The sequence below is a fragment of the Micromonospora sp. NPDC005979 genome, assembly GCF_040614415.1.
Classification (GTDB): Bacteria; Actinomycetota; Actinomycetes; order Mycobacteriales; family Micromonosporaceae; genus Micromonospora.
Genome location: NZ_JBEXUR010000001.1, coordinates 252851 through 265895, shown reverse-complemented (window position 1 = coordinate 265895; position 13045 = coordinate 252851). Strand labels below are relative to the sequence as shown.

Annotated in this window: 13 protein-coding genes; 6 read left to right on the top strand and 7 right to left on the bottom strand. The window is 69.1% G+C overall.

Annotation, left to right across the window (positions count from 1 at the left end; translation table 11 throughout):
* The first annotated feature begins 7 nt into the window (after nt 1-7).
* A complete protein-coding gene (locus ABZ272_RS01160) occupies nt 8-931 on the top strand; it encodes an AEC family transporter (protein ID WP_355047850.1) in 924 nt (307 codons plus the stop codon).
* A 170-nt stretch (nt 932-1101) separates the two neighbouring features.
* On the opposite strand, the gene ABZ272_RS01155 is transcribed toward ABZ272_RS01160, so the two are convergent.
* The 3 genes from ABZ272_RS01155 to ABZ272_RS01145 form a co-directional block, all read right to left on the bottom strand.
* Complete coding sequence (locus ABZ272_RS01155) at nt 1102-2448, bottom strand: hypothetical protein (RefSeq protein WP_355047849.1); 1347 nt, start codon at nt 2446-2448, stop codon at nt 1102-1104.
* 76 nt (nt 2449-2524) lie between these two features.
* Nucleotides 2525-4078, bottom strand: coding sequence for a cellulose binding domain-containing protein (locus ABZ272_RS01150; RefSeq protein ID WP_355047848.1), 1554 nt, complete (start codon nt 4076-4078; stop codon nt 2525-2527).
* 91 nt (nt 4079-4169) lie between these two features.
* Entirely contained in the window at nt 4170-4388 is a 219-nt protein-coding gene (locus tag ABZ272_RS01145; protein WP_355047847.1) for a hypothetical protein, read from the bottom strand.
* A gap of 507 nt (nt 4389-4895) precedes the next feature.
* Between ABZ272_RS01145 and ABZ272_RS01140 the strand changes: the two genes are divergently transcribed.
* Nucleotides 4896-5858, top strand: a complete 963-nt coding sequence (locus ABZ272_RS01140; protein WP_355047846.1) for a hypothetical protein — start codon at nt 4896-4898, stop codon at nt 5856-5858.
* Nucleotides 5859-5886: 28 nt separating this feature from the next.
* Here the strand turns inward: ABZ272_RS01140 and ABZ272_RS01135 are convergent, their stop codons facing one another.
* Nucleotides 5887-6684, bottom strand: a complete 798-nt coding sequence (locus tag ABZ272_RS01135) for an aldo/keto reductase (protein WP_355047845.1) — start codon at nt 6682-6684, stop codon at nt 5887-5889.
* 280 nt (nt 6685-6964) lie between these two features.
* Between ABZ272_RS01135 and ABZ272_RS01130 the strand changes: the two genes are divergently transcribed.
* The 4 genes from ABZ272_RS01130 to ABZ272_RS01115 all read left to right on the top strand — a co-directional run bounded on the left by ABZ272_RS01130 (nt 6965) and on the right by ABZ272_RS01115 (nt 10836).
* Entirely contained in the window at nt 6965-7546 is a 582-nt protein-coding gene (locus ABZ272_RS01130) for a type 1 glutamine amidotransferase domain-containing protein (protein WP_355047844.1), read from the top strand.
* A 408-nt stretch (nt 7547-7954) separates the two neighbouring features.
* Complete coding sequence (locus ABZ272_RS01125) at nt 7955-8875, top strand: SRPBCC family protein (RefSeq protein ID WP_355047843.1); 921 nt, start codon at nt 7955-7957, stop codon at nt 8873-8875.
* Nucleotides 8872-10047 (top strand): zinc-dependent alcohol dehydrogenase, encoded by a 1176-nt coding sequence (locus ABZ272_RS01120; RefSeq protein ID WP_355047842.1) that lies wholly within the window; start codon nt 8872-8874, stop codon nt 10045-10047. Before ABZ272_RS01125 ends, ABZ272_RS01120 begins: the two co-directional genes overlap by 4 nt.
* A gap of 156 nt (nt 10048-10203) precedes the next feature.
* Nucleotides 10204-10836, top strand: coding sequence for a TMEM175 family protein (locus ABZ272_RS01115; protein ID WP_355047841.1), 633 nt, complete (start codon nt 10204-10206; stop codon nt 10834-10836).
* A gap of 92 nt (nt 10837-10928) precedes the next feature.
* Here the strand turns inward: ABZ272_RS01115 and ABZ272_RS01110 are convergent, their stop codons facing one another.
* From ABZ272_RS01110 to ABZ272_RS01100, 3 genes are all read right to left on the bottom strand, one after another.
* Complete coding sequence (locus tag ABZ272_RS01110; protein ID WP_355047840.1) at nt 10929-11939, bottom strand: mechanosensitive ion channel domain-containing protein; 1011 nt, start codon at nt 11937-11939, stop codon at nt 10929-10931.
* Between the two features lie 176 nt (nt 11940-12115).
* A complete protein-coding gene (locus ABZ272_RS01105; protein ID WP_355047839.1) occupies nt 12116-12580 on the bottom strand; it encodes a hypothetical protein in 465 nt (154 codons plus the stop codon).
* Nucleotides 12577-12978, bottom strand: a complete 402-nt coding sequence (locus ABZ272_RS01100; RefSeq protein WP_355047838.1) for a DUF6069 family protein — start codon at nt 12976-12978, stop codon at nt 12577-12579. The genes ABZ272_RS01105 and ABZ272_RS01100 overlap by 4 nt, the downstream gene beginning before the upstream one ends.
* Nucleotides 12979-13045: the final 67 nt, after the last annotated feature.

Genomic DNA, 13045 nt, shown 5'->3' with positions numbered 1-13045 from the left:
CCTACGTATGAGCTTGGTGTCGGCGTTCGTACCGATCTGGATCCTCACGACGGTCGGTTACGCGGCCTGTCGCCGGGGCCTGCTGGGCGAGGCGGTGGCGACGGTGCTCGGCCGGTTCGTGTTCCACCTCGCGATGCCGTCCGCCCTGTTCCTGGCCCTGTCCCGAATGCCACTCTCCGGGTTCGCCGGCCGCTCGCTGCTCGCGTTCGGGATGAGCACTGCCGCGGTCGTCGGGTTCGGCTGGTTCGGCGCGAGTCGGCTGTTCGGTCGCACGCCCGGCGAACGGCCGATCTGGGGGATGGCCGCCGGGTACGTGAACTCGGCGAACCTCGGCATTCCGATCGCGACACAGGTGCTCGGCAACGTGTCGTTCCTGGCGGAGGTGGTACTGCTACAGGTGCTGGTGGTGACGCCCGTGGTCCTGGTCGCCCTGGACCGGCACAGCGCCCCGGCCGGGCGGGTACGGCTGCGTCGTATCGCCTCCCTGCCGGTACGCAACCCGGTGATCCTGGCGTCGCTGCTCGGTGTGGCGTGCTCGGCTGCCGGCCTGCACGTGCCGTCGGCGGCTGACGCGTCGCTCACCCTACTGGCGGGCGCCGCGGTTCCGGCCGCCCTGGTCGCGCTCGGCGCGTCGCTGCACCCCACGGCGCCGTCGCGGGCAGAGCCGACCGGCCTGACCGAGCTGGCCGTGCTCGCCACGCTGAAGCTCGTCGCGCAGCCGGTCATCGCGTACGCGGCCGGGCTCGCCCTGCACCTCTCCGCGCCGCAGTTGCTCGCCGTGGTGGTGTGCGCGGGCCTGCCGACGGCGCAGAACGCGTTCATCTTCGGCCAGGAGTACGGCGTCGGCGAGACCATCGCCAACCGGGCGGTGGTCGTGACCACGACGCTGTCGCTGGGCACCCTGGCCGCGACGGCGGCGCTGCTCGGATAGCCCGGGTACGGGTACCCAGGAGAGGCTGAGTACGCCTGCCGATCCATCGGTCGTCGACGATACGGAGGACGGCTGGTGTGGTCGCTGCTACCCGAGCCGTGCGCGGACACGCCTCCGCCCGGGCCCGTCGTGAGCCGCACCCAGGCGGCCGATCTCGGTAGCGGCGAGCCTCACGTCCACGGGGTCACCAGCGTCGTCCGGCGACGCCGAGCGGCGAGGAACATCGCACCTCCGGCCGTCAGCGCCGCCAGGCCGATGCCACCGATCAGCCCAAGCGGCGTCCCGGTGACCGGCAATCCGCCGTCACCACCGCCGCCTCCTCCACCGCCGCCTTCTCCTCCAGCGCCGCCACCTTCAGCGCCGCCACCTTCAGCGCCGCCGCCGTTCTTCGCGGCCAGCACGACGGCGAACCCGTCCTGATTGTCGCTGGGGTCCGCGTCGGCCACCCGTACGGCTACGGCGTTCTCCGGCAGCTCGACGTTCGCAGGTGTGGAGCGGCTGGTCGTCGACTGCACGGCAAGACCCTCGACCCGCACGGTTCCGCCCCGCATCGTCGCCGGCGCGGTGGCGGATGCGGCCGTCGTCACCAGGTTGTACAGGTCGACCGCCGAATAGATCCCGTCGTTCGGGTCAGTGTCCTCGGTGGCCGGAACCAGGGTGAGGTCCGGGTAGGTGCAGACGGCGGACTGCCGGGCATCGGCGAGCACACACTGGCTCGGCTGCCTGGTGAAGGTCACACCCTTGGGCAGGCGCAGCGTGACCCGTACCCCGTTGACCGTCTTGCGACCCTGGTTCGCGACGGTCTGCCACACGGTGCCCGTCTCCCCCGGGTTCAGCGTCCCGGTGGGTGTGGGCCGGCCGTCCGCGCCGATGCGCACGGACTCCTTCACGTCTCGGGCGACCGACGAGAGGTCCGCCTTGGGCTCGTCCACCAGCGACAGCGGGATCCACCTGGTGTTGTCGGCTGGATTCGCGTCCATGTCCGGGCCGATGGTGACCGAGACCTCGAACCTGCCCTCGTGAGGCGCCGTCCCGTACACGAACGCGTCGACAGGAACGTCGACGGTTTCGCCCGGTCCCGGAATCCACTCGGGGGACAGCCGGCAGTAGAACCCACCGAAATCGCCGTCGCACTCCCCCACGCCACTCCCGAAATGCCACAGCAGGGCTATCGGCGGGAGGTCGCTGCCCTCCTGTGGCTGGCGGACATTGAAGACCACGTCGCTCGGAGTCGCGTCCCCCCGGTTGCTGATCTTCAGATCGACGACCTTCTTGTCGACCCCTAGAGCGATCCGTGTCCCGGATGCGTCGACCGCGAGGTCCGGACCCTTCTTCGCCGCCTCGGCCGGAAGCGCGGAAAGGACGATCGCGGCGAGAATGAACAACGCGGCTACGGATGTTCGTGACAAGTGCCGACGTCCAAAGCTCATGGCAGCACCCTTCAGGACACGGGGACGGTGTGGTGGAGAACAGTATCGGCAATCTGCCCTCATCAGTGTCGATAGCGCGACCGGCAAAGGAAAGAGGCCGGTTGGACTGTGTCCAACCGGCCTCTGGCCTGTACATACCGAAATGGTCCGACCAGCCTCGCGGTCAGGGCAGCGACTTGAGGAACGGGCCGTGGTTCAGCCGGAATTCCCAGGAGTAGTACCGGTCCCAGTTGATCGACCAGGTCATGAGCCCTCGGAAGTTGGGATTGGTTCCGCTGCGCGGGGTGTACGGGCCGCAGTTCTGGCCTCGGACCAGGCAGGTGACCGCCTGTTGCACGCCGGCCGGGGCGAGGTAGCCGTTGCCTGCGCTGGTGGAGGAGGGCGTGCCGAACGCGACCTGGTCCTCGCGCAGCGCGGGGAAGACCGCGTTGGCGTTCCCGGCCACGGGGAAGCCGGCCAGCAGCATGTCGGTCATCGCGATGTGGAAGTCGGCGCTGCCCATGGTGTGGTACTGACCATCGAGCCCGACGATGGGGCCGGAGTTGTAGTCCTGGACGTGCAGGACGGTGAGGATGTCACGCAGCGCGTAGATCACCGGCAGGTACGACCCGGCCCTGGGATCCTGGCCACCCCAGGGGCCTGAGCCGTAGAACTGGTAGCCGAGCTGCACGAAGAACGTCTCCGGAGCCATCGTGAGCACGAAGCCGCTTCCGTAGCGCTGCTTGAGCTCGCGGATCGCCGAGATCAGGTTCACCACGACCGGGGTCGTCGGGTTGCGGAAGTCGGTGTCGCCCGTGTTGAGGTAGAGGGAGTGGCCCTCGAAGTCGATGTCCAGGCCGTTGAGGCCGTACCGGTCGATGATCGCCGACACCGAGCGGACGAACGTGTCACGGGCGGCGGTCGTGGTGAGCTGCACCTGCCCGTTCTGGCCACCGATGGAGAGCAGCACCTTCTTGCCCTGCTGCTGCTTGGCGCGGATCGCCGCGGTGAACTGGGCCTCGGTCTCCACATTGGGGCACTCGGCAACCGGGCAGAGCTGGAAGCGGATGTCGCCGGAGGTGACGGAGGTGGGTTCGCCGAAGGCGAGGTTGACGATGTCCCAGTCGTCGGGCACGTCGGCCATGCGCAGGTATCCGGCGCCGTTGGCGAAGCTGGCGTGCAGGTAGCCGATCAGCGCGTGCTTCGGCAACCCCGTGTTCGGCGGCGGGCTCGTGGGCGGTGTGGTGGTCGGCGGCGGTGTCGTGGGTGGCGCGGTGGTCGGTGGTGTCGTGGTGGGGGGCGCGGTGGTCGGCGGTGTCGTGGTGGGTGGCGCGCCACCGGCGCATGCCGCGCCGTTGAGTGTGCAGTCGACGGGCGAGCCGGAGCCGGTGGCCAGGAAGCCGAACGACGCCGACGCGCCGGGGGCCAGGGTGCCGTTCCACGAGCGGTTGGTGAAGGTGTGTCGTTGCCCGACGCTGTTCACCGTGGCGTCCCAGTACGAGCCGAGCGTGGTGCCCGCCGGCAGGGTGAACGCAAGCTGCCACCCGTTGATCGTGCTCGATCCGCCGTTGGTGATGGTGTAGCGGCCCTCCCAGCCGGTACCCCAGTCGGACGTCTTGGTGAAGACGGCCGTCGGCCCGGCGGCCAGGGCCGGATAAGCGAAGGTCAGGGTCGCCGCGGCGGCGGAGACCAGGGCCGCCAGGGCAGCCAGCAACGGTGTTCGTGATCTGCGCGCCATCCGGTCCTCCCGAGGGGGTGCCCGACCGAGGGATATCGACGGGAGGCTAATTATTAGGTTTGTTAACTGAAGATGTCCAGAGGCAGCGGAACTACGCGAAGCTGAGGTCATCGGTCCGGGCACGCTTGAGTTCGGAGAACGCCGGGCAGCCGGCGAGCAGGCGCGCGCCGTCGAAGACGCGGAGGGCGTCGTCCCCGCGTGGGATCGAGGAGAGGACGGGACCGAACAAGGCCACGCCGTCGACCACGAGTGTCGGGGTGCCGAGGTCCTCGCCCACGAGTCGCTGGGCGCGGGCGGTGCTCGCCCGCATCTGGCGTCGACGTCGTTTCGACGAGCGACCTCGGCCAGGCCGGCAGGGAGGCCCACCTCGTCCAGGGCCGCCGGGATGACGGTGTCGAAATCTTTGTCGCCTTCGTCGGACGCCTTCCGCCGAATCCTCTGCACCCTGCGAAGTGGTCTTCTAGGCTGCGTGGGCGGGCCGCCCGGATCGACACAGGCGTCGCGTCGGCGCTATCCAGATTGGTCGGGCGCTGCTCTCGGCGGCCTGGCTCTACCACTACGTCACTCGGCAAAAGATCTACCGCGACGACGCCTGACGCCCCGGCTCTCGACGTCGGCGGCCGAGCCCGGCTACCGGTGAGGAGCAGCGGTGACCCAGAGCGAACGGCAACGCCCGGAGATTGTCGTGGGACTGGTGGCATCCCCACCGGACCAGCCGGCCCGGGTGGCTGCGAGGCTCGCTGCGGAGCTGGTAAGCGGGCTCAGCGAGCGGGTGAGCGCAGACGTGCGATGGATCGTCCGGGAAGGCTGGGGGGAGGTGGTGCCGCGCCGCGACGGCGGCGCGGAGGCGCTGCTCGACGATCTTGCTACGCGGCGCACAGACGACCAGTGGGACGTCGCCATCTGCCTGACCGACCTGCCATTGCATGCCGAGCGGGCGCCCCTGGTCGCGCAGACCTCCGCCCGGCGCCAGGTCGGGTTGATCTCCCTGCCCGCGCTGGGACTAAGTCAGACGCGCTCGGTCCGCGCAGCCGTTCCGGAGCTGGTCGGCCGGCTGCTGGCCGACGCCTCCGACCACCGGGTGCCGCCGGCCGACCGGGCATCAGACGAGGCGAGGCGGCAGATTCCCGCCGTCCGTCGAATGATCGGCGGGGCGGACGCTGGCGAGCGGCGTTACCTCGCGTCGGGGCTGATCGGCCGGGCGCGTCTGTTGACCGGCATGGTCCGCGCCAACCGTCCTGGACGCGCCCTGCTGGGCCTGTCCAAATTGCTGGTCGGCGCGTTCGGCACCGCCGCGTTCGCGCTCACCACGGACACCATTTGGCAGATGGGCGATGCCCTCGGCGGACTCCGGCTCGCGGTGATCATGGTGCTCGGACTGAGCGCGTTGGTGGCCTGGTTGATCATCGCGCACGACCTGTGGGAGAAGCCCAGCCGCGAGACGCCTGGTGAGCTGGCACGGCTGTTCAACCTGGGTACGATCCTCACTCTCACTCTGGCCACGGCGGTGTCCTACGTGGTGCTGCTCGTGGGAACGGCGCTCGTCGGGGCGCTGCTGATCGACACATCCGTGCTGGAACAGGTTCTGCAGAGGCCGGTGAATGCCAGTGACTATCTGACGCTCGCCTGGATCACCAGCTCACTGGCCACCGTCGGCGGCGCGATCGGCTCCGGGCTGGAGAACGAGGAGACAGTCCGGGCCGCCGCTTACGGCTACCACCCCCAACCCGGCGGCTGGCGGGACGAGAAAGGCGGGGGGCAGTCCCGCACCAGAAGGTAGTCGCGACGGCGGAATCAGCCGATGGGCCCTACAACATCTCCAGCGGCTGCGGGCCAGCAGGGGGCGGGAATGCCCTGTCGAGTGCCGCGATGTCGTCCTCGGTCAGGTGCAGGTCGCGTGCTTGCGCGTTCTCCCGCGTGTGTTCCGGGTTGGACGATCGGGGAATGGCCGCGACCATCTCCTGCTCCAGCACCCAGGCCAGCGCGACCTGAGCGGGAGTCGCCCCGTGCCCGGCGGCGACCTCCGCGACCTGGTCGTGGCCGAGCAGTCTGCCCTGCTCGATCGGGGAGTACGCCATCACCGGGATCCGGTGTTCACGTAGCCAAGGCAGCAGGTCGTACTCGGGACCGCGCCGGGTGAGGTTGTACAGGATCTGGTTGGTCGCGCAGTCGTTCCCGCCCGCCTCGAGTAGCTCGGTCATGTCGGAAAGGTCGAAGTTGCTCACGCCCCACTGCCCGATGTCACCGGCGTCGACGAGTTCGGCGAACGCCTCGATCGTCTCCGCGAGTGGATGTGTGCCGCGCCAGTGCAGCAGGTAGAGGTCGATGTGGTCGACGCCGAGTCGTTGCAGGCTGCGGCGGCAGGCCTGCACGGTTCCCTGCCGGCTGGCGTTGGACGGCAGCACCTTGTCGACCAGGAACACGTCACCGCGTCGTCCGACAATGGCCTCGCCGACAAGCTCCTCGGAAGCGCCGTCGCCGTACATCTCCGCAGTGTCGATCAAGGTCATGCCCAGGTCCAGGCCAGCCTGCAATGCGGCCACCTCATCCCGTCGCCGCGCAGGGCGCTCACCCAGGTACCACGTGCCCTGCCCGAGCACGGGCATGCTCTGACCGGACGGCAGTTCGATCGAAGCGGTAGGGAGAGTCATATCGGCCTTTCCAGGGGCTCGGCGCCAGAGGTTCGGTGCATTACCCGCTTCGAGCGAGGGCAGTCTCGTAAGGCGACCCCTTCCTCCGTGCCCTGCCTCATTGGCGAGCGGACCGGTCCGTCCACCCTTGAGCGGTCTTCGGTGTCCTGTTTCCCGGTCTCAACACCGGGAAGGCGGCCGCGAGCGAACGATGCGCCGTCAACGGGGCGGCGCCGCGAGGGAGAGGCCACCCAGGATGGCGCAGAGCCAGCAGCCACTGACCGGCAAACGAATCGCTTGTCTCGCCGCCGACGGGGTGGAGGACGTGGAGTACGCCCAGTCCCGAGCCGCCGCGGAGCAGGCGGGCGCCGAGGTCCACCTGATCTCGTTGAATTCCGGTGAGATCCAGTCGATGAACCAGGACATCAACCCGGCCAACCGCAATCGGGTGGACCGGACCGTGGACGACGCCAATGCGGCCGACTACGACGCCCTGCTGCTGCCGGGCGGGACGGTCAACCCCGACCGGCTCCGGATGAACCCGCAGGCCATGGACTTCGTCCGGGCGTTCTTTCAGCAACAGAAGCCGGTGGCGGCGATCTGCCACGGCCCCTGGTCGTTGGTCGAGACCGGCATGGTCAACGGCCGGACCGTCACCTCGTTCCCCAGTCTGCAGACCGACATCCGCAACGCGGGCGGGAACTGGGTGAACCAACAGGTAGAGGTCGACAACGGCCTGGTCACCAGCCGCAATCCCAGTGACCTTCCAGCCTTCTGCGCCAAAATGGTCGAGGTGTTCTCCCAGGGCGAGAACGTGCGCCAGATGGCGACGGCCTGACGCGGTGGGATCAGGATCGGGCCGGGGCCCCCCACGGCGGCATCCCGACCCCGACGGCCGAACCGCCACCGCTCCTGCCGAGCAGCGGCTGTTCGACCCAACATCCCCATACGGGCGCTTGGCAGGGGTCGACAACGATCTGGCCGTAGCACTGCTGGCAGTCGCGGCCTTGACGCCGCGCTGGCAGCGGGACAGGGATCACTTCCGTACCGCGACCGATGCGCGGATTGAGGTGGTTTCCGAGGGGTATGCGGGTTTCTGTGGGTCACGTCCCGGACTTCCATGAGCCGGAATGGCTCGGCCGGGCTGCGACCGGATACGGAGATGCCCGTGACTCAACTAGCAACCCGAGAGGCCGCGCAGGCCAGACAGGAAGACGTGCAACGGCGAGGGCGGCGGCTCGGCTGGATGAGTCTCGGTCTGGGCATGGCACAACTGGCGGCACCAGACACGGTGCGGCGGATCAGCGGGGTGGACGACTCCTCGACCTCCCGGGCGGTGGTGCCGCTTGTCGGGGCACGGGAGTTGGTCCATGCGGCCGGGCTCCTGACCAGTCGGCGCAAGGGCATCTGGGCGTGGACCCGGGTCGTGGGCGACGCGATGGACCTGGCCTCTCTCGGGGTGGCCATCGCCCACCGTAGCGGGCACCGCCGGCGCCGGCTCGTCGGTGTGACTGGCGCCATCGTCGGAATCACGGTGGTGGACCTGCTGACCGCCGTGCGGGCCACTCGCGTCAAGAGCATGGGTTCAGCGCCAGCGGTACGAGGCTCACGCGAAGGAGGATCCATGGAGCTGACAGCCACGACAACCATCCGCAAACCACCACCCACGGTCTACGCGTTCTGGCGTGACCTGGACAACCTCCCCACGTTCATGGCACATCTCGAGAAGATCCGCGCCACCGGCGACCGGACGAGCCATTGGTCCGCCAGCGCGCCCTTCGGCAAGAACGTCGAGTGGGACGCGGAGATCACCGACGAGGCGCCCGGGGAGAAGATCGCGTGGCGCTCCACCGGGAGCGCCGACGTGCCGAACGCAGGCATGGTCCGCTTCGTGCCAGCCCCGGATGGCGCCAGCACGGAGGTGCACGTCGTCATGTCGTACGACGTCCCGGGCGGCGCGATCGGCAAGGCGGTCGCCAAGTACTTCGGTGAGGAACCGCACCAGCAACTCGACGACGACCTGCGCCGGCTCAAGCAGGTGATGGAGACCGGGCAGGTGGTCCGATCCGAGGGCGCCCCGTGGGGCAAGCGGGCCCGCAAGGAGTTCCCGCAGCGTCCGGCGCAACCGCTGTCGGATACAGAGCTCGCGAAGGGAGCGGAAGCGTGAGGGCGAACACCTGGGCGGGCCGCAACAAGGTCAAGGTCCGTGACGTACCGGATCCGAGGATCCTGAATGACCGCGATGCCGTCGTACGGATCACCTCCACCGCCATCTGCGGCTCGGACCTGCACCTCCTCGATGGGTACGTGCCCACGATGCAGGACGGCGACGTCATGGGCCACGAGTTCATGGGCGAAGTGGTCGAGGTCGGCCGAGGCGTCGACCCGGGCCGGCTGCGCGTCGGGGACCGGGTCGTCGTGCCGTTCCCGATCGCCTGCGGCGCGTGTGGGGCGTGCGCCGCCAAGCTGTACTCCTGCTGCGAGAACTCCAACCCCAACGCCGGCATCGCCGAGAAGATGTTCGGCCATCCGGTCGCCGGAATCTTCGGCTACTCGCATCTGACCGGCGGCTTCGCCGGCGGTCAGGCGCAGTACGCGAGGGTGCCGTTCGCGGACGTCGGACCGCTGAAGATCGAGTCGGACCTTACCGACGAGCAGGTGCTTTTCCTGTCCGACATCCTGCCCACCGGCTACATGGGCGCCGAGATGTGCGACATCCAGCCCACCGACGTCGTCGCGGTGTGGGGCGCCGGCCCGGTCGGGCAGTTCGCGATGGACAGCGCCCGGGTGCTCGGCGCGGCGAAGGTCATCGCCATCGACAAGGAGCCGTACCGGCTGCAGATGGCCGAACGGGCGGGCCACACCCCAGTGAACTTCGAGGACGTGGACGTGCGGTCCCGGCTGTTGGAACTGACCGGTGGGCGGGGGCCGGACAAGTGCATCGACGCGGTCGGCATGGAATCCACCCACGGCGCCGCGCACGTGCACGCGTACGACCGGATCAAGCAGGCAGTCCGCTCGGAGACGGAGCGTCCGCACGCGCTGCGCCAGGCAATCCTGTCCTGCCGCAGCGGCGGCATCGTGTCGGTGATCGGTGTGTACGGCGGCTTCCTCGACAAGTTCCCGGCTGGCGCGTGGATGAATCGGGCGCTGACCCTACGTACCGGTCAATGCCACGTGCAGCGCTACATGAAACCGTTGCTGCAACGCATCGAGCGTGGAGAGATCGACCCGACCCGGGTCATCACCCACACCCTGCCGCTCGACCAGGCCGAACGCGGCTTCGAGATCTTCAAGAACAAGCAGGACAACTGCGAGAAGGTCGTCCTCAAACCCTGACCCTGACCACGATCCGCATCCGGAGACATCGATCTACGGGCACCGTGCGTTCGCTGCCGACCTGCTCGGCTGTTTGCCGCGTACGACCCTGGGTAGGCGCATTCGGTGAGCGGGCCAGACACGGACCTAGGCACTCGGTCGGACACCAGCCGTGCCGTGGCGTTCAGCGATGCGATCTTCGCCATCATCATCACACTGCTGGTCCTGGACCTCCGGGTGCCGGACGTCCCGCCTGGCCGCCTCCTGTCCGGCCTGCTGGCCCAGTGGCCGTCTTACGTCGCCTATCTCGCGTCCTACTCGTACGTGGCCGTCGTCTGGCTCAACCACAAGGCGGCGTTCAACCGCATTCAGCAGGTCGATCGCGGCCTGCACTGGATGAACCTCCTCGTGCTGTTCAGCACGGCGCTGCTGCCGTTTCCGACCGCCGTCGTGTCGCGCGCGCTGCAGGAGCACAACAACGCGGACCAGCGCGTGGGCATCGCCTTCTACGCGCTGATCGGTGCGGTGCTGTGCACGACGTGGCTGGCGTTCTACCACTACCTGGCCCACAATCCGGACCTGCTGAAGGCCCAGGCCAAGGGCGGCTTCTTTCACGTCGAGCGGTTCCGGGCCCTCGCCGGGGTCGTCCTGTACCTCCTCGCGGGGTTGGTCGGCTACCTGGTGGCACCGTTGATCGGCCTGGTCATCTTCGTCGTCCTTCCGGTCTTCTACGCCATCACCAGCGCCGGCCTGTACCAGTCACGATTGACCCACCGGATCACCCATCGCCCTTCACCACCACGCGGTTGAGGGCGAGTGGAGCGCCGCACTGCTGCGCGAGTGTCCTCGGTCGCCGTGAAACGGCGAGTCAATGACGCGTGCGGCTCGTCGGACCCGCGCGTCTACGGCTGGTACTGGCCGCGGGTGCGCGGCAGCCACTGGGGATGACGGTCGCGCAGGTAGCAGATCAGTCCTTCACGCAGGTCGCAGCGCAAATCCCAGGCGCTGGCGCCATCGGCGGCCGAGGCCTGCACCTGGATGACCACCGTCTGTGGGGTGGAGTCGACCATCTGGAGCACCCACTGGCCGCGATCCCACAGCGGCGAGGACTCGACCAGCCGGCGCGCCTCCCGGCGCAGGTCGTCCAGGTCGGCGGTGTGGTCGACATGGATTTGGACCTTGCCGATGACCCGAGACTCGTTCCGGGTCCAGTTCTGAAACGGCCGCTCGGTGAAATATGTGGTCGGCATGATGAGCATCCGCTCGTCCCAGAGCCGAATCACCACGTTGGTCAGCTTCACCTCCTCAACCCGACCCCATTCGCCGTCCACCACCAGCACATCGCCGACGTGCAGACCGTCGGCGAAGGCGACCTGGACACCGGCGAAGGCGTTGCCCAGCGCGGTACGGGCCGACAGACCGATCAACGCGCCGACCACTCCCGCCGACGTCAGCACGGAGACGCCGAAAAGGCGTACCGGCCGGAAGGTGATCAGGATCAGACCGATCGCGACGATCGTGACCACGGCGACGGTGAGCCGCCGCACGGGACGAATCTGCGTCCGAGCCCGCCGGACCCGTCGGCTGGCGACCGGGTCACCCGGCAGCCGGCTGAAAGCGACCGCCTCAGCGACGTGCAACGCCCTGTTCACCAACCAGGCCCCGGACAGAACCAGGACCACCAGGACGGCGTGCCGCAGCTGGCGCTGCCACCCGACCGGATCCATCGGCAGCGCGTAGTACACCGCTCCCACCAGCAGAACCGTTGCCGCCGGGCGTCGGCAGGAATCCCGCAACGGCTCCAGCAACCACCGGTAACGGCCGCGGGCTACCCGGCGAACCAGCACGCCGGAGATCAAGTCCACGACCACCGCCGCCGCCAGCACGGCTACTACGATCAACCCGGTACGCATCAGAGGCCGCTCACCGTGATCTCGATGCCACCCTCCCCCGACGTGCTGCCCCGTCCACGTGCCAGCGTCCCATCCTGGCCAGTCGCAGGCAGCCAACATCGGCGAACAACGCTGACCACACCTACGTCAGCCGTCCGACGGCTGCTTCCCGCTTGCCGCGACGGCGCTCGCTCGAATCACCCACTCCCCCCGCTGACGGCCGCCATCATGATCAGGGTGCGCCGCCGCCGTCGACTCATCAGTGCGAAGCAGGCGGTGAGCACCACCAACTCCACCTCGGCCCACTCGCCCGTGACGTCGACGCGGATCGGCCCGCCCAGTGGGCCGGGGAGGCGCACGGCGAGGCGGCTGCCGTCGCGGACCAGCTCACCTCCGCCATGACCGGCCTTCCAGCGGGTCACCCCGCCGGGCCCCGGCACGTGCGACCGGCCCGGGTCGAGCCGCACCGCCACACCGTGCTGGCCCTGGGCCGTGAAACCGATGCGTCGGCGGCCGGTCGGTTCGACCGTCCAGCGACCGGCGCCGGTGCGGATCTCACCGCACCGCCAGGTCCAGCCGGCACGCAGCGAGGCGCGCGGCCCGGTCGCGCCGGAGTCGAGGACGAAGTGCCCGCCCTGTTTGCGTACGGTCAACGCCGTCATCGCTTCGCCCCTTCCGGGCGCGGCCGGGGCAGGCCGAGGATGAGGATGACGCCGACGCTCAGGTGCAGCAGTGCGAGGGTCGCCTTCGCTCCCCCGCCGACGCCACCGGGTGGGCCGACCACGAGCGAGAGCAGCAGGACCACGACCGCGACCGCGGTCCACCAGACGTGGGCGCGGTTGGTGAAGCGTTCAAGCGCCGCGAGCAGCGCCCAGCCGGCCAGCGCCGCGACCGTGGTCGCCCCGATGACCGCGCCCAGCGTGACCGGCCGGGTCGAGCCACCGGAGCGGACCGCCAGATCGACGCCGGCCACCGAGCGCAGGAGCGCGAATTCCGCCACCGCCACCACGACCGCACCGGCCGCCACCGCGGCTCGTCGAAGGAGAGGGTTGTTCGTCATGGCCTGAGTCTGCGGATCGGGCCGGGTCGGACACGTCGGTCCGGACGCCACGACGGGTACGTCCTCC